The organism is Pseudomonas fluorescens (assembly GCF_000968015.1).
Lineage (GTDB): Bacteria > Pseudomonadota > Gammaproteobacteria > Pseudomonadales > Pseudomonadaceae > Aquipseudomonas > Aquipseudomonas fluorescens_W.
In genome coordinates this window covers 1-19,983 of record NZ_LACH01000046.1, presented here as the reverse complement: position 1 = coordinate 19,983, position 19,983 = coordinate 1, and the positions used below count along the sequence as shown (strand labels likewise).

General features: G+C 59.3%; 18 protein-coding genes. 11 read left to right on the top strand and 7 right to left on the bottom strand.

Annotated features, from left to right (window positions below):
- Positions 1-7 precede the first annotated feature (7 nt).
- The 7 genes from VD17_RS19965 (at position 8) to VD17_RS19935 (ending at position 7,317) form a co-directional block, all read left to right on the top strand.
- On the top strand, positions 8-298 hold the full coding sequence (locus VD17_RS19965) for a c-type cytochrome (RefSeq protein WP_008156007.1): 291 nt from the start codon (positions 8-10) through the stop codon (positions 296-298).
- A 46-nt stretch (positions 299-344) separates the two neighbouring features.
- The gene (locus VD17_RS19960; protein WP_046055302.1) at positions 345-956 is read left to right on the top strand and encodes a c-type cytochrome; all 612 of its coding nucleotides are present in this window, start codon (positions 345-347) and stop codon (positions 954-956) included.
- A gap of 200 nt (positions 957-1,156) precedes the next feature.
- Positions 1,157-1,798 (top strand): thiol:disulfide interchange protein DsbA/DsbL, encoded by a 642-nt coding sequence (locus VD17_RS19955; protein WP_008156010.1) that lies wholly within the window; start codon positions 1,157-1,159, stop codon positions 1,796-1,798.
- A gap of 14 nt (positions 1,799-1,812) precedes the next feature.
- Positions 1,813-2,691 (top strand): endonuclease/exonuclease/phosphatase family protein, encoded by an 879-nt coding sequence (locus VD17_RS19950; protein ID WP_033059783.1) that lies wholly within the window; start codon positions 1,813-1,815, stop codon positions 2,689-2,691.
- The gene (locus VD17_RS19945) at positions 2,688-4,745 is read left to right on the top strand and encodes a GGDEF domain-containing protein (protein WP_046055301.1); all 2,058 of its coding nucleotides are present in this window, start codon (positions 2,688-2,690) and stop codon (positions 4,743-4,745) included. Before VD17_RS19950 ends, VD17_RS19945 begins: the two co-directional genes overlap by 4 nt.
- A 103-nt stretch (positions 4,746-4,848) precedes the next feature.
- Positions 4,849-5,628: an N-acetylmuramoyl-L-alanine amidase gene (locus tag VD17_RS19940; protein WP_046055300.1), complete on the top strand. Its 780-nt coding sequence runs from the start codon at positions 4,849-4,851 to the stop codon at positions 5,626-5,628.
- Between the two features lie 75 nt (positions 5,629-5,703).
- Positions 5,704-7,317: an EAL domain-containing protein gene (locus VD17_RS19935; RefSeq protein WP_046055299.1), complete on the top strand. Its 1,614-nt coding sequence runs from the start codon at positions 5,704-5,706 to the stop codon at positions 7,315-7,317.
- A 12-nt stretch (positions 7,318-7,329) separates the two neighbouring features.
- Here VD17_RS19935 and VD17_RS19930 read toward each other — a convergent pair whose 3' ends face one another.
- On the bottom strand, positions 7,330-9,120 hold the full coding sequence (locus VD17_RS19930) for an ATP-binding protein (RefSeq protein ID WP_046055298.1): 1,791 nt from the start codon (positions 9,118-9,120) through the stop codon (positions 7,330-7,332).
- A 10-nt stretch (positions 9,121-9,130) separates the two neighbouring features.
- Positions 9,131-10,477 (bottom strand): sigma-54-dependent response regulator transcription factor AlgB, encoded by a 1,347-nt coding sequence (gene algB, locus VD17_RS19925; protein ID WP_046055297.1) that lies wholly within the window; start codon positions 10,475-10,477, stop codon positions 9,131-9,133.
- A gap of 436 nt (positions 10,478-10,913) precedes the next feature.
- On the opposite strand from algB, the gene VD17_RS19920 reads away from it, so the two are divergent.
- The 4 genes from VD17_RS19920 (at position 10,914) to VD17_RS19905 (ending at position 15,039) form a co-directional block, all read left to right on the top strand.
- A complete protein-coding gene (locus VD17_RS19920) occupies positions 10,914-11,201 on the top strand; it encodes a hypothetical protein (RefSeq protein ID WP_046055296.1) in 288 nt (95 codons plus the stop codon).
- A gap of 81 nt (positions 11,202-11,282) precedes the next feature.
- A complete protein-coding gene (locus VD17_RS31740; protein WP_003177151.1) occupies positions 11,283-11,447 on the top strand; it encodes a DUF1328 domain-containing protein in 165 nt (54 codons plus the stop codon).
- Between the two features lie 827 nt (positions 11,448-12,274).
- Entirely contained in the window at positions 12,275-13,606 is a 1,332-nt protein-coding gene (gene gltP, locus VD17_RS19910; RefSeq protein WP_046055295.1) for a glutamate/aspartate:proton symporter GltP, read from the top strand.
- 203 nt (positions 13,607-13,809) lie between these two features.
- The gene (locus VD17_RS19905) at positions 13,810-15,039 is read left to right on the top strand and encodes a nucleoside recognition domain-containing protein (RefSeq protein WP_046055294.1); all 1,230 of its coding nucleotides are present in this window, start codon (positions 13,810-13,812) and stop codon (positions 15,037-15,039) included.
- 117 nt (positions 15,040-15,156) lie between these two features.
- On the opposite strand, the gene VD17_RS19900 is transcribed toward VD17_RS19905, so the two are convergent.
- From VD17_RS19900 to VD17_RS19880, 5 genes are read right to left on the bottom strand one after another with little or no spacing between them, the layout of a single operon-like run.
- The gene (locus VD17_RS19900) at positions 15,157-15,783 is read right to left on the bottom strand and encodes an ABC-type transport auxiliary lipoprotein family protein (RefSeq protein ID WP_046055293.1); all 627 of its coding nucleotides are present in this window, start codon (positions 15,781-15,783) and stop codon (positions 15,157-15,159) included.
- The gene (locus VD17_RS19895; RefSeq protein WP_046055292.1) at positions 15,780-16,718 is read right to left on the bottom strand and encodes an MlaD family protein; all 939 of its coding nucleotides are present in this window, start codon (positions 16,716-16,718) and stop codon (positions 15,780-15,782) included. The genes VD17_RS19900 and VD17_RS19895 overlap by 4 nt, the downstream gene beginning before the upstream one ends.
- A 1-nt stretch (position 16,719) precedes the next feature.
- Complete coding sequence (locus tag VD17_RS19890) at positions 16,720-17,523, bottom strand: ABC transporter ATP-binding protein (protein ID WP_046055291.1); 804 nt, start codon at positions 17,521-17,523, stop codon at positions 16,720-16,722.
- Positions 17,520-18,668 carry an ABC transporter permease gene (locus VD17_RS19885; protein WP_046055290.1) on the bottom strand — a complete coding sequence of 383 codons (1,149 nt, stop codon included), beginning with the start codon at positions 18,666-18,668 and terminating at the stop codon, positions 17,520-17,522. The genes VD17_RS19890 and VD17_RS19885 overlap by 4 nt, the downstream gene beginning before the upstream one ends.
- Before the next feature lie 53 nt (positions 18,669-18,721).
- Positions 18,722-19,753: a DUF5924 family protein gene (locus VD17_RS19880; protein ID WP_046055289.1), complete on the bottom strand. Its 1,032-nt coding sequence runs from the start codon at positions 19,751-19,753 to the stop codon at positions 18,722-18,724.
- Between the last annotated feature and the right edge of the window lie 230 nt (positions 19,754-19,983).

Here is a 19,983-nt window from a genome sequence, read left to right as displayed (position 1 = left end):
TCGTTTTATGACGAAATGGCTGCTAGCTGCCGGTGTCTTGATGCCGCTTTACAGCGCTCAGGCTACACAGGATCCGGAAGCTGTGTACAACCGTGTTTGTGGTGCCTGTCATTCCGGCCAACTACCCATGGCGCCCAAAAAGGGCGATCAGGAAGCTTGGACGCCGAGGTTGGCGAAAGGTATGGAGACGCTGGTGCAACACGTGACCCAGGGTTTCAAGGCGATGCCGCCGCGTGGTTTGTGCATGGACTGCAGTGCCGAGGATTACCAAGCAATCATCCAGTGGATGAGCGAGTGATCCCGGTCCATAACTCTTTAACCCTTAGCCGTAGTTGGATTAGCTGATGAACAAATTGATCGTGAGTCTGCTGTTGACCGTGGGGATCTCCGGCATTGCCCATGCTGCAGGTGATGCGACTGCTGGTCAGGCGAAAGCCGCAGTATGTGGCGCCTGTCATGGCCCGGATGGAAACAGTATGGCGCCTAACTTTCCGAAACTGGCAGGCCAGGGCGAGCGTTATCTGAACAAGCAGCTACACGACATCAAGTCCGGCAAACGCACGGTACTGGAAATGACCGGCCTGCTGACCAACCTGAGCGATCAGGACCTGGCCGATATCGCCGCCTACTTCGCCAGTCAGAAAGGCAGTGTTGGCGCCGCCGACCCGAAAGTCGTTTCTCGCGGTGAAGCATTGTTCCGCGGCGGCGATCTGGCCAAGGGCCTGCCAGCCTGCACCGGTTGCCACTCGCCAAATGGCGCAGGCAACGCAGCTGCCGGCTTCCCGCACCTGGGTGGCCAACACGCTCAATACGTTGCCAAGCAACTGACCGACTTCCGCAAGGAAGAAGGCGGCCGCACCAACGATGGCGACACCAAAACGATGCAGACCATCGCCAAACGGCTGAGCGATGAAGATATCGCAGCCGTGTCCAGCTACATTCAGGGCCTGCATTAAGGCTGGCGGTTGGAGCGTTGCGCGGGATGTACATCTCCTGCAACGTTAACGCTCTATTAATCCGTCGCAGCAAGTATAAAAAGGGTGGCTTAGGCCGCCCTTTTTTGTGGCCGCTGCCGTTACACTACAGAACTCAAGCCCGCCAGGACCTGTCTGAAAACAGGTCGCGCGAGGCGACCAAAATTGTCCAGGAGTAAAGCATGCGTAATCTGATCATCAGCGCCGCACTCGTCGCTGCCAGCCTGTTCGGCATGACCGCCCAAGCTGCTGAAGCACCCGCAGCGCCTTATGTCGAACTGACCAATCCCGTCCCGGTAGCTGTGCCTGGCAAGATCGAAGTGGTGGAGCTGTTCTGGTACGGCTGCCCGCACTGCTACGCTTTCGAACCCGTGATCAATCCATGGGTTGAGAAACTGCCTTCCGACGTGAACTTCGTCCGCATTCCGGCAATGTTCGGCGGCCCGTGGAACGCACACGGCCAGATGTTCCTGACCCTTGAAGCCATGGGCGTCGAAAACAAGGTTCACGCTGCGGTGTTCAACGCAATTCAGAAAGAACACAAGAAGCTGGTCGACAAGAATGAAATGGCCGATTTCCTGGCCACTCAGGGCGTAGACAAGGACAAGTTCCTGGCCACTTTCGACTCCTTCGCCATCAAGGGCCAGATCGTCAAGGCCACTGACCTGGCCAAAAAGTACGAAATCTCCGGCGTTCCGACCATGATCGTCAACGGCAAGTATCGCTTCGACGTGGGCTCTGCCGGCGGAGCCGAACAAGCATTGCAACTGGCCGACAAGCTGATCGACAAAGAGCGAGCGGCTAACAAGGCTGCTGCCAACTAAGCGCGGCGACTGCCATGCGCCGCTGGGGCACTGAACGCGTCGTTGGCCTGCATGATCCGCGGGTCAACGAACATCATCTGGAATCGACGGGCCTGCCCGCAGACAGCCGTCTGCGCCTGCTCAGTTTCAATATCCAGGTCGGCATCAGTACCGAGCGCTATCACCACTACCTGACCCGGGGCTGGCAGCATCTGCTGCCGCACACCGGACGTGCCGACAATCTGCAAAAGATCGGCAATCTGCTGGGCGACTTCGATCTGGTCGCCTTGCAGGAAGCCGATGGCGGCAGCCTGCGATCAGGCTACGTCAACCAGGTCGAACACCTGGCCCAGCTCGGCGCATTCCCCTACTGGTATCAACAACTCAATCGCAATCTCGGACGTCTCGGCCAGCACAGCAATGGTGTGCTCAGCCGCCTGCGCCCGTGGGCGATCGAAGATCATCCGCTGCCGGGGCCCAAGGGTCGCGGGGCGATTCTGGTGCGCTTTGGCGAAGGTCCTGAGGCGCTGGTGGTGGTCATGATGCACCTGGCACTGGGCGCTCGCGCCCGCAGTATGCAACTGGCTTACATCCGCGAGTTGATCGGCGGCTATAAACACCAGGTGCTGATGGGCGACATGAATACCCACGCCAGTGACTTGCTGCAAAACTCCCCCTTGCGCGACCTCGGCCTGCTCGCGCCGCAACTGGAAGCGACGTTCCCTAGCTGGCGCCCGCAGCGCTGCCTGGACCATATTCTGCTGAGCCCCACCCTGACCCTTGAAAAGGTCGAGGTGCTGGCACAACCCATTTCCGATCACCTGCCGGTCGCGGTAGAGATTCGTCTGCCGGGTTCGCTCACGGCTGATGCATTGCCCGCGTTGAGTCCTGCCCCTCGCGGATCCCATGAATGAGCGACGAAGCACAGCGCTGGAAAGAGAAATACCTCAAAAGCATCGAACAACAGGAAAAGCTCGAACGTCGATGGGACGCCCGACTCGACCTGCTGCGTCGCGGCCTGGTGCGCAGCACGCTGGCAGCCGAGGGCACCGACCGCGTCGTTGACCAATGCATGAAGGAAATGCGTGAAGTCGTGCGCACCGACGACATGGACGCCGGCCTGGCCGCCCTGCTCCCGCGGCTGGAAAAAGCTGTACTCGACTCCGAACAACGCCGGGAAACCCGGGTTAATCAGACCAGCGCTGCATTGACCGCGCTGGTCTCGCAGCTGCAAACATTACCGCTGCCCCGCGAAGTAAGCCGTCCGCTGAAAAACTTCGCCAAGCAACTGGATGCAAGAGTCGGGCAGGCGCGCGAAATTCCGTTGCTGCTCAGCGAACTGAGCGGTCTGCAAGGCAAGGCCCTGAATCAGCTTGAAAACCCGGCAGAACCCGGCCGCCCTGGTTTGCTGCAGCGCCTGTTTGGTAGCCGTGAAGCGGATGAAACGGCATCACAGACTGCCTCCGACACCTTCCCGACGCCCGCCCCGCAGCCAGCCGAAACGGTTGCTGTGCCTCATGCCGAGACCCCACAGGTAACTGTCGATCTCGCGCCAGGGATCGATAAGCCGCAAGTGGTCACCACTGCATCCGAGCCACCGACGATCGAGGCTCCGCCCGCAGCAGCGCCTTCTCCTGCAGTTGTAGCGTTTGTCCCGCCGGTGCATGAACTGGAGCGAGCACCCGCCCAGACTCCAGCGACGCAACCGCAACCGGACATCGACCATCCAGAAGTACCCGCTCCATCAATCATCGAGCCAGAAATACAGGCTCAACCGGCTATCAATCCCGACGAACTGACCCCGGTGGTCTATCTCGACAGCCTGCCGTTGCCCCCGGCCATGGCCGAGGTGTTAGCCGCCGTAGACACTGAACAATCCGAGCCGGATGTTCTCTACGCCCTGCCGGATTCACCCGAGCCGTCCTACAGCTCGGTGGCCAAGCACATCGAAGACACGTTACTGGGACTGCTCGACGACCTGACGCTGCCCGAGCGTCATCGTCCACAAGCCGAAGCGATGCGTGATCGTCTGCAAAACGGCTTGAACTGGTACGAACTGCTGCCAATCCTCGACGATCTGGCAACCTTGATGCTGGCAATCACCGACAGTGGCCAGCATGAGTTTGAAGCCTACTTGCAACAGCTAAACGAACGCCTCGAGTCATTCCAAAGCAACTTGCAAGCCGCCAGCGAAGGCCATGCCGACAACCGTTCCGCCGCACGCGAGATGGACACGCAGATCCGCGAGCAGGTCGACGGCTTGCAGAGCAGCATGCAGGAAGCCGCCGACCTGGACGATCTCAAGCACGTTCTGGAAAACCATCTGGAAGGCCTGCTCGGCACCATGGACCAGCACCAGAAGCAGCGTAACGAGCGCGAGCAGGAAGTCGCAGCCCGCCTTCATGGTCTGGCCGAACGCGTTGCGCACATGGAGCAGGAAGCCCTGGGTTACCGCGAGCATCTCGAAGAGCAGCGTCAGAAGGCGTTGATCGACCCGCTGACCGGTCTGCCTAACCGGGCAGCCTGGAGCGAACGGCTGGATCACGAAATCAACCAATGGCAGCAACACGGCAACACCCTGTTGCTGGCAATGCTCGACCTCGACCATTTCAAACGCATTAACGATAACTATGGTCACCTGGCGGGCGACAAAGTACTGAAAATCATCGCCAACGTGCTACGCAAGCGGCTGCGCGGGACGGATTTCATTGCCCGGTTCGGCGGCGAGGAGTTTGTCCTGTTGATGCCAGACACAGTGCCAACTGCTGGTGCGAAACTACTGGAAAAGCTGCGCGCCTCGATCGAAGCCTGCCCTTTCCACTTCAAGGGTGAGCCAGTAACCATCACCATTTCCATGGGTCTGACTGCATTCAAACCCGGAGAACATAGCGACTTGGTCCTTAAAAGAGCCGATCAGGCTCTATATCGCGCGAAACATGCCGGCCGTAACCAAGTGGCACTGGGCTGACGGTCAATTGTTCCATTTTGTTTAAAACTTCGAGTTGGCCGTCTGCGCGCAAGTCAGTACGTTACACTGTTGCATTACTGTCTTGCGTGTATTGCCTTCTGCCATGAAATATCTATCTCTCATCGTTTCGCTGATTCTGTTGGCCGGTTGTGCCAGCGGCCCCCGGTTCGACACCCGTCACCCTTCAGCCAATTACGACAGCCGCATTCAGTTCGTGGTGGTGCATTACACCAACGCGTCACTGGAGCGCTCGCTGCAACTGCTGACCCACGGTGACGTCAGCAGCCACTATCTGATTGGCGACGACAAGGGCGCCACCATCTACAAGCTGATGGATGAAAACCTCCGAGCCTGGCACGCCGGGGAAAGCGAATGGCAAGGCCGGACCTGGTTGAACTCCAGCTCCATCGGTATCGAAATCGTCAATCCGGGTTTTAAAGACACCCCTACCGGGCGCCTTTGGTACCCCTACAGCGAAGACCAGGTCCAGTCCCTGATCGTCCTGCTGAAGGACATCAGCAAGCGTTACGCCATCAATCCCCACAGCATCATCGGCCACAGCGACATCGCCCCGCTGCGAAAGCTTGATCCGGGGCCGCTGTTCCCCTGGAAGCGCCTGGCTGCCGAAGGCCTGGGCGTATGGCCGAACGAGCAGGCCGTAACGCGCCAGCAAGTAAAGTTCGAAGTACAACTGCCAACCATCAGCTGGTTTCAGGCACAGCTGGCCCGCGCAGGTTATCCCACGCCGCAAACCGGCGAACTGGATGTTGCGACACGTCATGTGATTGCGGCCTTCCAGATGCATTTCCGACCGTCACGTTTCGATGGCACCCCGGATGCGCAAACCGCGGCGCTTCTACAAGTCTTAAACCAGACAAAATAATGACGCCCGCCCGACGGTCAGGGCTTTTTTTCAATCAGCAGCTATAACTCATTGGTAATTCTTCGGATATTCCCTATGCCTGCTGCTCGAGAGACACTACGTAGTTGGTTCTTTCGCCCTTGGTTTTTGGCGATAGTGGCTGCTGCCTTGAGCGCGACACTCCTGATGGCCGGTAGCCTGTTCGTGGCCATGCATCAAGTCGAGCAGAGCGAAAGCGAAGAAATGAATGCCCAGGGCGAGCGCTTCCTTGCTCGCCTGGAGCAACTTTTCGGGCAGTTGCGTGAAAGCCTCGACGACCTGGAAGCCCAGCCGTTACGCGGCTGCGATGACGAAATGATCGCGACCTTGCAACAGGTCAGCTTCAATTACCGTTTCGTTTACGAAGCCGCTTATATGGATGCATCGCGGATCTGTTCCAACCGCCCCCGCCAGGAAGGGCTGTCGATGATAAGGCCGCCAGACATCAAGGGGCCGACCTACAGCTATTGGCTGAACACCACCACCGAACCCGATGAAAACCGTGCCGCGCTGATGCTCGGGCGCGGCAATTTTCGTGTCGCGACGTCTCGCGGGCATTTGACCGACATGGTCGACTTGCCACCGGGAAGCAGCCTGCTAGTGGTGCTCGACCACGGTACGCGCGCGATTCCGGTACTGGGTGTCTCGCAGGCCTGGCCACCCACCGAACCCTGGCCCCCGAAAAGCCTCGACGCGCTACAAGTGACGCATTCCCGCTTGATTTACCGCATGCCCACCAACAATCCGGAATACCAATTGGTGCTGATCAGCCCGCGAACCGGTATGCATGTACCCGCAGTCTGGTGGTGGTTGCTGCCGGCCAGCCTGGCTCTCGCCTTATGCGTGGGTTTTCTGGTGCTTTTGCTGGTGCGCCAGCGACAGTCGCTGGACGCCGAACTGAGTGGTGCCATACGACGAGGCGAATTGCAGGTGCTGTATCAACCGATCTTCGACCTCGACAGCCGCAACTGTGTCGGGGCAGAAGCCTTGCTGCGCTGGCGAAGGCCGGACGGCACCCTGACGAGCCCCGACCTGTTTATTCCGATGGCGGAAAACACCGGCCAGATCCGCCAGATGACCGACTTCGTCCTGCAACGCCTGCTTGAGCAGCTGGGTCAATTGTTACGGGCCAATCCGCAACTGTACATCTCGGTCAACCTGGCGGCCTGCGACGTCATGGTGCCGCGTATCGGTCAGGTAATGGCGCGACTGCTGACTTTGCACCGAGTCGCGGCAAAGCAAATTGCCTTTGAGGTCACCGAGCGTGGATTGATCGATGTCGTGGTCGCCCGGGAAAACCTGCAAGCCTTGCGGGATGTCGGGCATCAAGTGCTGATTGATGACTTTGGCACCGGCTATTGCAGCCTTGCCTATCTGCAAACCCTGCCAGTCGATTGCCTGAAAATCGACAAGGCATTTATCGATGCGCTGGGTCACGACGCTGCAAGTAGCGGTGTCGCCCCGCACATTATTCACATGGCCCAGGCCCTGCAGCTCAAGGTGATTGCCGAAGGCATCGAACTTGAATCCCAGGCGGCGCTTCTGAGCAGTGAAGGCGTGAAGTTCGGTCAGGGTTGGCTGTTCGCCCATGCGTTGAGTGCGGTGCAGTTCATCGAGCTGATAACCCGTGGCCGACGATTGGCTGCCCGACGTCTCGATGACGAAGCCTGAAGCGACTGCGGCTTAAACCGACAGCGCCATATAGAACTGAGTACCCTGCCCTGGCCGCGAATAAACACCCATACGACCGCCGTGCAACTGCACGATTTCCTTGCACAGCGCCAGACCGAGTCCGGCACCGCCCTTCTTGCGACCGACCTGCACAAAAGGTTCGAAAATCCGCCCCTGCTGACCATAGGCAATGCCTTCGCCGTTGTCCTCGACGCTGATAATCACTCGTTCCCCATGGCGTCGAGCCTGCAAACGTATTTGCCCGCCGGAAGTGGTGTGACGCAACGCGTTGTCGATCAGGTTATCAAGCACCCGGTCCAACTGCGGCTGATCGGCCTGCAATCGCGGTAATGGCCCTTGCACTTCCACCAGCAGGTCGATGCCCTGCTCTTCTGCTCGGCCGGCAAAACGTTCCCGGGCCTGCTCCAGCAAATCCTCGCTGGAGCACGGCGCCAACGTGAGTTTCTGCAATCCGTTCTGGTAGCGGGAGAAGTTCAGCAGGTCGTTGATCAACTGCATCAAGCGCTGCATCTCTTCATTCACGGTGTCCAGCAGATCAGCTTCACGCGAGTCCTTGGCAAAGTGCGCGCGCTCGCGAAACAGGCCGAACGCCATGTGCATCCCGGTAACCGGCGTTCGCAATTCATGGGAGGCACGCAGCACGAACTCGCTGCGCACCCGCTCAAACGCCCGCTGTTCGGTGACGTCATGCAGCACCATCACGGCGCCGAGAATATGACCCTGTGTATGACTGACCGGCGTCAGACTAAAGGTCAGCAACCGCGACTCACCGTCGACCTCGATACTCAGGTCCTCAGGCGCTCGCTCCAGGGTGCCGCCGCGCAGCACCAGTTGCAGCTGATCATCGAGTTCGGGACGCTCAAGCGCCGTACCCAGACCTTGACCGAGACGATCGCTGTCCCAACCCAACTGACGCTGCGCCACTGGGTTGAGGTGTTCCAGACGACCATCGCGATCAATCATCAACAGCCCATCGTCGATGCTGTCGAGCACGGCCTGCAAACGCTGCTGGCCGGCGAGCAGTTCATCGACATTGGTGGCCTGATGCTCGCGCAGGGCCTCGGCCATGATCCCGAAGCGCTTGGTCAGCTGGTTCATTTCCACGGCCGATGAAATCGGTAGCGTCACTTCGAAATTGCCTTGGCCGATGTTGTCCGCCGCTTGGGCCAGGGCCTCGATCGGTTCACCGAAACGTCGAGCGATAGCGTGGGCAGTGACGAACCCGATGATCAGCACCGCCAACCCCACCAGCCCGAGCAGGCCGGCAATCAGCAGCGCCCTCTCCCGAGCCTGCCGCTCAGTGGCATTGATGTTATCCAGTGCACGCTGTTGCTCGACGATCAAACCATTGCGCAGCGCATTGAATTTTTCGGTGAGTTCTTTGTTGCCACTCAACACCAGTGTCGAGTCACGTGATAGGTCGTACACCTGCAGAAAGCTCAGGTAGTCAGTCTTGGCCTGTTCGAAACCGAACTGACGCTCATCGCCAGCCCGGGCATGGACAATGCCGTCATCAAGCAACTGGAAATAATGCTGCTTGGACGCCTCGAACGCAGCAGGATCCGGCTTCTCGCTGAGCATGATCATCAGCTGATCGCCCAAGGTCTGACGCAATTTCAGTCCCAGGTCGAGCGTGACGAAATTATTGCGAATCAGCGCTTCCTGGGAACTCGCCATCTGCATCACGCTGACCAGCCCGAGCAACAGCCCAAGCAGCGCCACCGTGATCAGTGCGGAAATACTCAGAAACAGCCGTGTGCGCAACTTCATCGCCAGTCTCATCGGAGACAGCTCACAAGTTGTACTGCTTGCGTTTTCGGTACAACGTCGAGGCATCGATACCCAGGGTCTTGGCGGCCTGGTCCAGCGTTTCTGCAGTGGCGAGGACCGCTCCGATGTGGGCTTTTTCCAATTCATCCAGACTCAGCGCAGCGCCGATGCGAGGTGCGTTGTTGACCGGGGTTTCAGCCATGCCCAAGTGACTGATCTCGACCCGCTCCTGTGGACAAATGATGCTTGCCCGCTCCACAACGTTGCGCAGTTCGCGAATGTTCCCCGGCCAGCGGTAGCCGAGCAGCGCTTCACGGGCTTCGTCGCTGAAGCCCCGAGCCGGACGCGCGTATTCCTTGACGAAACGGGCCAGAAAACGATCGGCCAGGTTCAGAATATCTTCCCTGCGTTCGCGCAGTGGTGGCAGGTGCAGGGTGATGACGTTCAGGCGGTAAAGCAGGTCTTCGCGGAAACGGCCGTCGCGGACCATGTCTTCGAGGATCTGGTTAGTGGCCGCGAGGATGCGCACATCGGCGCGGCGGGTGACCGGGTCGCCCACCCGTTCGTATTCTTTATCCTGGATGAAACGCAGCAGTTTAGGTTGTAAAACCACAGGAAAATCGCCGATCTCGTCAAGAAACAGCGTCCCACCGTCGGCCTGATTGACCCGACCCAGAGTACTTTCGCTGGCCCCGGTGAACGCGCCACGGCTGTGGCCGAAGAGCTCGCTTTCCATGAGTTCGGCGGTCAAGGACGGGCAGTTGATCGTGATGCAGGATTTCTTCGCGCGCTTGCTCCAGCCGTGAATGGCTTGGGACAGTTCGCCTTTACCGGTACCGGACTCGCCGAGAATTAAAATATTGGCATCGGTGTTGGCCACCTGGCGGGCGGTTTCGAGCACGACTTTCATCGCCGGGCTGTGAGAGTCCAGGCCATCCTTGGGTTTGCGCACTTCGCCTTCAAGGGCTTCCAGACGTGCCGACAGTTGCCGCACTTCCAGCTGCTTGGCGGTGGCCAGGCGCAATTGGTCGGGGCTGCAAGGCTTGACCAGATAGTCGGCGGCACCCGCCTGAATGGCATCCACGGCAGTGTCCACGGCCGAATGAGCGGTGACGATCACCACTCTCATCCACGGCGCCTGAATGCGCATTTGGGCCAGCACATCGAGGCCATTGTCTTCACCCAGGCGCAGGTCGAGGAAGCACAGGTCGAAGACTTGCCGCTGAAGCAATGCATCAGCCTGGGCGGCGCTGTTGGCGGTAGCGACGCTGTAGCCTTCATCTTCGAGGCAATAGCGGAAAGTACGCAGGATGGCGGACTCATCGTCCACCAGCAGAATGCGGCCTTGATGCTCAGTGGCTGATTCCATTTTCCTACGCTCCTTAAAGAATGGTCTTGGTTAGTCCCGGAAAAATCGGGCAAGTTGCATGGTTGATTCTGGTCGATTCCAGCTACAGCAGCGTAGCTCTCTGCTTACCCTACGGCTAATCGCCTGATTTTGTTGTTTTTTTATCAGATAGCCGGTTCTCAGGCGATTACCGGTGTTCCTTTGTGACATCCGCGCCCTCCTCGCAATTCAAAAATATTGAAAGTTCCTACGAATCCATCGTGCATTACGCACGACTTCAAAAGGACCATCGTGCAGGATGCGTCCGACCTGCTTTCCACGCCATTCATAACTGATTGATTTTATTGAATTTTATTATCAGTAAAAGCTGGCATGCAGACTGCAATAGTCTGATTAACCAGGGCATTCAAGAAGTCGCCCCTAACCAGATCACCACAAGAGTGGGAGGAGCTTCAGGATGAGTCGCCAACGTGCCGCCCAGTTGCGTATCTCGCCACTGCATATCCAGCAAGTACTGTTTTCTGTTCTGGCGCTATTGATCACCTTGATCGCCGGCCAGCAGCTTCAGCGTTGGGAGCAGAACCGGCAGCAAGAAGCGCCACGCTTGTCGATTCAGCACCCGATCCAAACCCATTTCAGCGCGGCCAGCAGTAACCAGGCTGACAGCCCCCCAATGCGAATGATGGACGTCGACCAGGCTCAGCCTGCGGATGAGATGCCTCGCCAGGAACGTTGGGTGTTCTAAACACATGAACTTGGCGCTTTCAATGCGCCGGGAATAGCACCACAAGCAACACCTCTAAATAGAAGCGTAAGGAGAATCACCATGTTGAGCTGGGCAATCACATTCTTGATCATTGCCATCATCGCTGCAGTACTGGGCTTCGGTGGTATCGCGGGCACCGCCACGGGTATCGCCAAGATTCTCTTTGTCGTGTTCCTGGTGATGTTCATTGCTTCCTTCTTCTTTGGCCGTCGCGGTCGAGGGTGAACATGAGCGTTTTGTGAAAGACACTGGCAGCCGCCCTGCTACTGGGCGGCAGTGCCATGGCAACAGCGACATGCAGGACTTGTTGATGGAACAGCTGAAGAAAGATCCACACGGGTACTGAATTCGTAACATGAAAGAAGCAGCATGGCTTCTTTCCACTGCGCTACCCGAGGACGGTAGACGCATGATCAAGGGGCCGGGACGTTCTGCCTGTTTCAGGGGCGGAGTGACCTACGGGTACAGGGAGTGCCTGCGCAAGGGCCGGATCAGGCAGAAGCTGCGACGCAGGTTCGTCGGTCACTCATGGATCGACGGACTTGCGAAGAGCTTCCTCAGCGCAAAGCGTTGTCTTAGAGCGTTCTGCTCGCATCCCCGCTTCATCTCCGTTAATCCCTCGCAAAACCATTTCGCGGTGTTTCTTTGGTGACCGTATATCGAGAAAACTGCGACTCAAAGACCGAGAATTTTCGCGTTTAAACGTAGGATTTTTCCCAAGTTTTAGTCAACATTCACTTGTTCAAAAAACAACCAACCTCCTCTGCGATGGCCGGTTCACGGCACTTATGCCTGCCGAAATGTCGTATTCGAACCGGTTGGGACGCGAGTTTCAGTTAAAAAAGCTCATGCCGATTCGGCATAGGGTAGGCGTTTACGGCATTAGACGTCGCTTCCTTGCATCTGAATAGTTGCGCCTTTTTTCGCCTGCCAGAGAGCCGATAACAAGCGCTCCGGGGCACCTTATACGGGGGCAGGTGCACAAGACTTTTTCGCCACAAGCGTTCCAGTTCTTGCATCTGTCTGAGTCAAACGCAAGTAAGGGTAAAGATATGAAGAAGGCAAAGCTTAGCCTCGCCTGGCAGATCCTCATCGGTCTGGTATTGGGGATTGCAATCGGTGCGCTGCTCAACCATTTCAGTGCCGAAAAAGCCTGGTGGATCAGCAACGTCCTGCAACCAGCAGGCGATATCTTTATCCGTCTGATCAAAATGATTGTGATCCCGATCGTGATCTCTTCGCTGATCGTCGGTATTGCAGGCGTCGGCGACGCGAAGAAGCTCGGGCGTATCGGTCTGAAGACCATCGTCTACTTCGAGATCGTCACCACCATCGCCATCGTGGTCGGTCTGGTGTTGGCCAACGTGTTCCATCCGGGCACCGGCATCGACATGAGCACCCTGGGTACCGTGGATATTTCCAAGTACCAGGCCACTGCCGCCGAGGTTCAGCATGAACATGCGTTCATCGAAACCATCCTCAACCTGATCCCGTCGAACATCTTCGCGGCCATGGCCCGCGGCGAGATGCTGCCGATCATCTTCTTCTCCGTATTGTTCGGCCTCGGTCTGTCGAGCCTGCAATCGGACCTGCGCGAGCCGCTGGTGAAGATGTTCCAGGGCGTGTCGGAAAGCATGTTCAAAGTCACTCACATGATCATGAACTACGCCCCGATCGGCGTTTTCGCACTGATTGCGGTGACCGTGGCCAACTTCGGCTTCGCCTCCCTGATACCGCTGGCCAAACTGGTGATCCTGGTTTACGTCGCCATCGCCTTCTTCGCCTTCGTGGTGCTGGGCCTGATCGCTCGCCTGTTCGGCTTCTCGGTGATCAAGCTGATACGCATCTTCAAGGATGAGCTGGTGCTGGCCTACTCCACCGCCAGTTCCGAAACCGTGCTGCCGCGCGTGATCGAGAAAATGGAAGCCTACGGCGCGCCGAAAGCCATTTGCAGCTTCGTGGTGCCGACCGGCTACTCGTTCAACCTCGACGGTTCGACCCTGTACCAGAGCATCGCGGCCATCTTCATTGCCCAGCTCTACGGCATCGACCTGTCGATCAGCCAGCAATTGCTGCTGGTGCTGACCCTGATGGTCACCTCCAAAGGCATCGCCGGCGTACCGGGTGTGTCCTTTGTGGTGTTGCTGGCCACCCTGGGCAGCGTGGGTATTCCGCTCGAAGGCCTGGCGTTCATCGCCGGTGTCGACCGCATCATGGACATGGCCCGTACCGCACTGAACGTGATCGGCAATGCCTTGGCCGTGCTGGTCATCTCCCGTTGGGAAGGCATGTACGACGACGCCAAGGGCCAGCGCTACTGGAACTCCTTGCCGCACTGGCGCAGCAAGGAAAAATTGCCGGTGGGTGAAGTCTCCAGCAACTGACACAAAACCTTGTAGGAGTGAGCCTGCTCGCGATAGCGGTGTATCAAACAACAGCGATGTTGGATGTGCCGCCCTCATCGCGAGCAGGCTCACTCCTACAAAGGTCCGGTGCAAGCCGAACAAACAAACCCCGGAGAAATCCGGGGTTTGTCGTTTCTGGCTACCCCGCTATCATTCGCCGCATTCTTCGGGGGATTTGACTGATGCTTAACGGCCTGTGGCTTGGCTTCTTCATCGTGGCTGCCGTTTCGGCACTGGCGCAATGGCTGATCGGCGGTAACGCCGGGATCTTCGCGGCGATGGTGGAAAGCATTTTCGCCATGGCCAAGTTGTCGGTCGAAGTCATGGTCCTGTTGTTCGGCACCCTGACGCTCTGGCTGGGCTTTCTGCGGATTGCCGAGAAGGCCGGGATCGTCGAGTGGCTGGCCAAAGCGCTGGGCCCGTTGTTCCTGCGGCTGATGCCAGGAGTGCCGGCCGGGCACCCGGCCATCGGCCTGATCACCCTGAACTTCGCCGCCAACGGCCTGGGCCTGGACAACGCCGCCACGCCGATCGGCCTTAAAGCCATGAAGGCGCTGCAAGAGCTCAACCCCAGCGACACCATCGCCAGCAACGCGCAGATCCTGTTCCTGGTGCTCAACGCCTCTTCCCTGACCCTGCTGCCGGTGACGATCTTCATGTACCGCGCCCAGCAAGGTGCGCCCGATCCGACCCTGGTGTTCCTGCCAATCCTGCTCGCCACCAGTTGCTCGACATTGGTCGGCCTGCTGTCGGTGGCGTTCATGCAGCGTCTGCGCCTGTGGGACCCGGTGGTGCTCGCGTACCTGATTCCCGGCGCCCTGGCCCTCGGCGCCTTCATGGCGCTGCTGGCGACGCTCTCAGCGACCGCTCTGGCCGGCCTGTCATCGATCCTCGGCAACGTGACGCTGTTCGGGCTGATCATGTTGTTTCTGGTCATCGGCGCGCTGCGCAAAGTGAAGGTTTACGAAGCGTTCGTCGAAGGCGCCAAAGAAGGCTTCGACGTGGCCAAGAACCTGCTGCCGTATCTGGTGGCGATGCTCTGTGCCGTCGGCGTGCTGCGGGCATCCGGAGCGCTGGACTTTGGCCTGGACGGAATTCGGCATCTGGTGCAATGGGCCGGTTGGGACACGCGCTTCGTCGATGCGCTGCCGACCGCCATGGTTAAACCGTTCTCCGGCAGTGCCGCCCGGGCGATGCTGATCGAAACCATGAAAACGTCTGGCGTGGACAGCTTCCCGGCGCTGGTGGCAGCGACGATTCAGGGCAGTACCGAAACGACCTTCTATGTATTGGCGGTGTACTTCGGCTCGGTGGGGATCCAGCGGGCGCGGCATGCAGTGGGGTGTGCGTTGCTGGCCGAATTGGCCGGCGTGCTCGGCGCCATTGGCGTCTGCTACTGGTTCTTCGGTTAACCGAGATCCCCTGTAGGAGTGAGCCTGCTCGCGATAGCGGTTTAACAGTCAACATTTGGGGTGACTGATTTACCGCTATCGCGAGCAGGCTCACTCCTACAGGGGGATGAGTTGGCCTTAAAGACGCGGAGGCGGCGCGACTTTCTGCCCTTGCTCAACCGCCCAACTCACCACCTGCGCCGTCAACTGGTCACTGGCCTGACCAAACCCGGCCACCACCGCCGGCACCTTCGCATCGCTCAACGGCTGGCGCACTTCGAAGCGTCGGCTGGCGAGGATTCGCTGGTCATAACCACGCACCAGCAGCGCATCCAGACGCACGACGACGCTCGCGTTCGTGCCTTGGTACTCAGTCTGGAATGCCTGCAGGCTACCGCCCAGTTCAAGATCAGCCTGGAAATTGCTGTCGTCGGTGCTCAGCAATGACACCCGACCATCACGCTGAAAACCGTCCAACAGACGATTGCGCAGCAACACCGGAGCCGGGTCGCTCCAACGCGAAGCCTTGTAGCTGCTGATCAGATCGCCCTGAGGGATCACGGCGATCTTCGGACTGTTCAACGCCTCGCTGGCCTGCGGCTTGGCCAGGCGCAGCGACCAGCGCTGCGGCGTCCCGTGACTGGCCGATGCGCTGCTCTGGGCCGAAGGCAACCGATAGACATCGGACGGCTCGGACTTGGGCAGAATCGAGCAGGCGCTGAGCGCAATGAAGCTGGCGAGGAGGGCGAGGTGAGGCAGCTTCATGGCGTGAACTCCTTGTTCTTGTCATCGCCCAGCAAATAACCGGTGGGGTTGGCTTCCAGACGCTGGGAAATAGCCCGCAACGACGTCAGGGTGTCGCGCAGTTCACGCACCGCCGGAGCCAGGCCATTGAGGCCTTGCATGCCGCTGCTGAGCGAGTCCTGATTGGTCGTGAGCAGATTGTTGATGGTCGCGCTGCTCTGTTCCAGCGACTTCATCGCCTGCTCGGCACTGCCGAACATTTGCTTGCCTTGATCGTTGAGCAGGCCATTGGCGTTGCGCACCAGCGCCGACGTCTGCTCCAGCATGGCGCCGGCCTGTTTGCCGACCGAGGCCAGTTGCTGCATCGCCTGGCGAATATCGCCGCGCTGGTCGGCAATGGTGCCGGTGGTTTGCTCCAGATGCTCAAGGGTCTTGCTGATGCGCTCTACGTTCTGCGAAGAAAACATCTGGTTGGCGTTGTGCATCAGCATATTCACACCGGCCACCAGGTCACCGCTGTCATTCAGCAAACGGGCGATGGGCGAGGGCGATGCAATAATGGTCGGTAAATGACCGTCCTTGCCCTTGAGCGTCGGACTTTGCGGTGTACCACCGCTGAGTTGAATGATCGAGGTCCCGGTGATCCCGGTCAGCGCCAATATGGCCTGGGTGTCTTCCTTGATCGGCGTATCACCGCCCAGACGAATCCGCGCCAGCACCCGGCGCGGGTCTTTCGGGTCCAGGCGCAAGGTCACCACGTCGCCGACCTTGATCCCGCTGTACTGCACGGCGCTGCCCTTGGACAGGCCGCTGACCGCCTCGTTAAAGACGATTTCGTAATCCTTGAACTCGGTGTCGACGCTGGACTTGGCCAGCCACAAACCGAAGAGCAGGGCGCCCGTCACCACAATCACGGTGAACAGGCCGATCAATACATGATGGGCTCGGGTTTCCATGTCAGACCTCCTTAAGCTGTTGAGCGGCGGTCAGCGCCGCGCGGCCGCGAGGGCCATGGAAGTATTCGTGAATCCACGGATCGTCGGTTTCCGAGACTTTGTCGATGGCATCCGCCACCAGCACTTTTTTCTGCGCCAGCACCGCCACCCGGTCGGTGATGGTGTAGAGCGTGTCGAGGTCGTGGGTGACCAGAAACACACTCAGGCCCAACGCATCGCGCAGGGTCAGGATCAATTGATCGAACGCGGCCGCGCCAATCGGATCGAGGCCAGCGGTGGGTTCGTCGAGAAACAGGATGTCCGGGTCCAGCGCCAGCGCCCGGGCCAGTGCCGCACGCTTGATCATGCCGCCGGACAGCGAAGCGGGGTACTTGTCGGCCGCCGACAGCGGCAGCCCGGCCAAGGCCATTTTCACTGCCGCCAGGTGCTCGGCGTCCTCTCGGCTCAAACCGGCATGCTCGATCAGGGGCAGGGCGACGTTCTCGGTGACCGTCAGCGAAGAGAACAGGGCGCCTTTCTGGAACAGCACGCCAAAGCGCCGTTCGACCAAGGAGCGCTCGTGTTCGGACAACGTCGGCAGGTTTTTACCGAAGACCTTCACCACCCCTTCGCTGGGCTGACGCAAGCCGACGATGCTGCGCAACAGCACCGATTTACCGCTGCCGGAACCGCCGACCACGGCCAGGATTTCTCCCTTGTACAAATCCAGGTCGAGGTTCTCATGCACGCTCTGGCGACCAAAGCGATTGCACAGACCACGGACTTCGATCACCGCCTCGGAGGGCGCTCGGGGTAGACGACTCACCAGCCCATCTCCATGAAAAACAGCGCGGCGACGGCATCGAGCACGATCACCACGAAAATAGACTGGACCACGCTCGACGTGGTGTGAGCACCGACGGACTCGGCGCTGCCGCTGACCTTGAAGCCTTCGAGACAGCCGATGGCAGCGATCAGGAATGCGAAGATCGGCGCTTTGACGATCCCCACCAAAAAGTGCTGAACACCGATGTCGGTTTGCAGCAGCGACAGGAACATCGCCGGCGAGATATCCAGCGCCACCGCGCACACCACACCGCCGCCGACAATCCCCGAAAGCATCGCCAGAAAGGTCAGCATCGGCAGCGCGACCAGCAGGGCCAAGACTCGCGGCACCACCAGCAGCTCCATCGGGTCGAGGCCCAGGGTGCGGATGGCGTCGATTTCTTCGTTGGCTTTCATCGAGCCAATCTGTGCGGTAAACGCACTGGCGGTGCGGCCGGCCATCAGGATTGCGGTCAGCAACACACCGAATTCGCGCAGGAAGGAGAACGCCACCAGGTCCACGGTGAAAATACTCGCGCCGAAACTCGCCAGCACGGTCGCCCCGAGAAACGCCACCACGGCGCCCACCAGAAAGGTCAGCAGGGCGACGATGGGGGCGGCGTCGAGGCCGGTCTGTTCGATGTGCGCCACCATCGGCGTGATGCGCCAGCGTTTAGGGCGAAACAGACCGCGGGCGATGGTTTCCAGAATCAGGCCGACGAAACCCAGCAGTTGCAGAGTGTCTTGCCAGACCGCGTCCACCGCGCGGCCGATGCGGGTCAGCAGTTGAATGCCGACGCTGATTTCCGGTTCCTTGATCGGCACGCAGAAGTCGGTCAGCGAGCAATAGACGGTCTGCAACAAGGCACGGTCAGCCGAGGACAGTGTGCAATCGGGGTGTTCGGCAGATCGGCCCAAACGCTCGGAACCGAGCAACTCCACCAGCAGCGACGCACCGGCGGTGTCGAGCGCGCCGAGGCCGTTGAGGTCGATGTGAGTGCTGTCGTCGTATTGGCCGTGGAGCTTTTCGCTCAGGTGCTTGAGATCGGCGTAATGGACAAGCGTCCAGTCACCCGTGACCCGCAACTGAGCAGGAGAGTGAGAGGTGTCCAGTCGGGCACTGCCGGGCATTGTGCTGCTGGTCATAAGCTCCGTGCTTTATCGGCTATTACGCAGCTCTACGTAATAGCACGAACAGGTTACTTTGCGGCAGTCGCCGGCTTGCTGTCCTTTACCACGAAGCGCAACACACCGATGACCTGGCCATCTTCGGTCAGCACCCGAACCTGCCATTTACCCGCGGGGTTGCCGGGGAAATTCTGTTTGTGGGTCCAGGCCCGATAGCCTTCCTTGCGCCCACCGTGGATATCCAGCGGGATGCGGTCGACCTCTTTGCCGTTGAACTGCCACACGTGGTAGATCCGCTCATCCAGGCCGCGCGGGGCGTTGATCGCGGTGTAGGCGTACAGCCCGCCGCCGCGAATCTGCTCGGCACTGACTTCATCGAGGCTGTCGCCGGGGGTGCGGTCCTGCATTTGGGTACTGATCGCCACGTCGGTCATCCACAGGGTCGCCGGCGGCACCCAGGATCGCAGCACCCAACCGAGTGCGCCGATGCCCAGCGTAATACTGAGAATCGCCAAGGCGTTGCGCACGGTACGAATCGGGAAGATCGATGCCAGGCTCGGGAACGACAGGACGACGGCGGTGCCCAGGGCCAGTTTAAAACTCTGGGAGGTGGTCAGGTGCAGGATGACGGGCAGGGCGGTCAGCAGTGCAGCGAACAGCGTCAGTGTGTGCAGTGCCAGGAACGCCCAGCGCCGGGGGGCCAGCCATTTGTAGTAGAGCGGGTCGATGATGGAAATCAGCGCGGCGATGCCCAGCAGCCCGGTGAAGAACAGCTGGCCGCTGTTCCAGGTGGTGGTGATAAAAAAGAACGGCAGGACGAAGAACAGGCTTTCCTGGTGGATCATCTGCGTGGCGTAGCGCAGCAGAGGCTGGGGGATTTCGCGTTTGAAGATCCTGGTGAACAGCTTGGTGAGGCTGTTTTCCAGCATCAGCCAGATCCAGCTGACCAGCATGATGGTGGTGATCCAGGTCGCCAGACTTTGCTGGCGATCCACCAGAATGAAACTGCCGACCCCGGAAATAAAACCACCGAGCGCAATGACCCCCGGGTAGCGCTTCATCAATTCCAGGATGCGCTGGACGTATAGGGTCAGAGTAGGCATTCGGCGGTTCACAATAGTCGTGGGAAAAATCCTCGACAGGGTAACCGCCGAGGGTCGGCGTGGCGAGGGGCTGCGATCCGATCACAAAACCCTTGTATCAGCTGCGTTGTGGCGAGGGGATTTATCCCCGTTCGGCTGCGAAGCAGTCGTTAAACCTGCATCGCGGTCTGCCAGGCATAACCAACGTAACGATTCACGACTGCTGCGCAGCCGAACGGGGATAAATCCCC

Excerpts from the sequence above, each read along its gene's own strand:
- VD17_RS19935 (WP_046055299.1), top strand. The coding sequence starts at position 5,704 with ATGCCTGCTGCTCGAGAGACACTACGTAGTTGGTTCTTTCGCCCTTGG.
- VD17_RS19880 (WP_046055289.1), bottom strand. The coding sequence starts at position 19,753 with ATGCCTACTCTGACCCTATACGTCCAGCGCATCCTGGAATTGATGAAG.
- algB (WP_046055297.1), bottom strand. The coding sequence starts at position 10,477 with ATGGAATCAGCCACTGAGCATCAAGGCCGCATTCTGCTGGTGGACGAT.
- VD17_RS19950 (WP_033059783.1), top strand. The coding sequence starts at position 1,813 with ATGCGCCGCTGGGGCACTGAACGCGTCGTTGGCCTGCATGATCCGCGG.
- VD17_RS19965 (WP_008156007.1), top strand. The coding sequence starts at position 8 with ATGACGAAATGGCTGCTAGCTGCCGGTGTCTTGATGCCGCTTTACAGC.
- VD17_RS19920 (WP_046055296.1), top strand. The coding sequence starts at position 10,914 with ATGAGTCGCCAACGTGCCGCCCAGTTGCGTATCTCGCCACTGCATATC.
- VD17_RS19895 (WP_046055292.1), bottom strand. The coding sequence starts at position 16,718 with ATGGAAACCCGAGCCCATCATGTATTGATCGGCCTGTTCACCGTGATT.
- VD17_RS19905 (WP_046055294.1), top strand. The coding sequence starts at position 13,810 with ATGCTTAACGGCCTGTGGCTTGGCTTCTTCATCGTGGCTGCCGTTTCG.
- VD17_RS31740 (WP_003177151.1), top strand. The coding sequence starts at position 11,283 with ATGTTGAGCTGGGCAATCACATTCTTGATCATTGCCATCATCGCTGCA.
- VD17_RS19955 (WP_008156010.1), top strand. The coding sequence starts at position 1,157 with ATGCGTAATCTGATCATCAGCGCCGCACTCGTCGCTGCCAGCCTGTTC.
- VD17_RS19940 (WP_046055300.1), top strand. The coding sequence starts at position 4,849 with ATGAAATATCTATCTCTCATCGTTTCGCTGATTCTGTTGGCCGGTTGT.
- VD17_RS19945 (WP_046055301.1), top strand. The coding sequence starts at position 2,688 with ATGAGCGACGAAGCACAGCGCTGGAAAGAGAAATACCTCAAAAGCATC.
- VD17_RS19900 (WP_046055293.1), bottom strand. The coding sequence starts at position 15,783 with ATGAAGCTGCCTCACCTCGCCCTCCTCGCCAGCTTCATTGCGCTCAGC.
- gltP (WP_046055295.1), top strand. The coding sequence starts at position 12,275 with ATGAAGAAGGCAAAGCTTAGCCTCGCCTGGCAGATCCTCATCGGTCTG.
- VD17_RS19960 (WP_046055302.1), top strand. The coding sequence starts at position 345 with ATGAACAAATTGATCGTGAGTCTGCTGTTGACCGTGGGGATCTCCGGC.
- VD17_RS19885 (WP_046055290.1), bottom strand. The coding sequence starts at position 18,668 with ATGACCAGCAGCACAATGCCCGGCAGTGCCCGACTGGACACCTCTCAC.
- VD17_RS19930 (WP_046055298.1), bottom strand. The coding sequence starts at position 9,120 with ATGAGACTGGCGATGAAGTTGCGCACACGGCTGTTTCTGAGTATTTCC.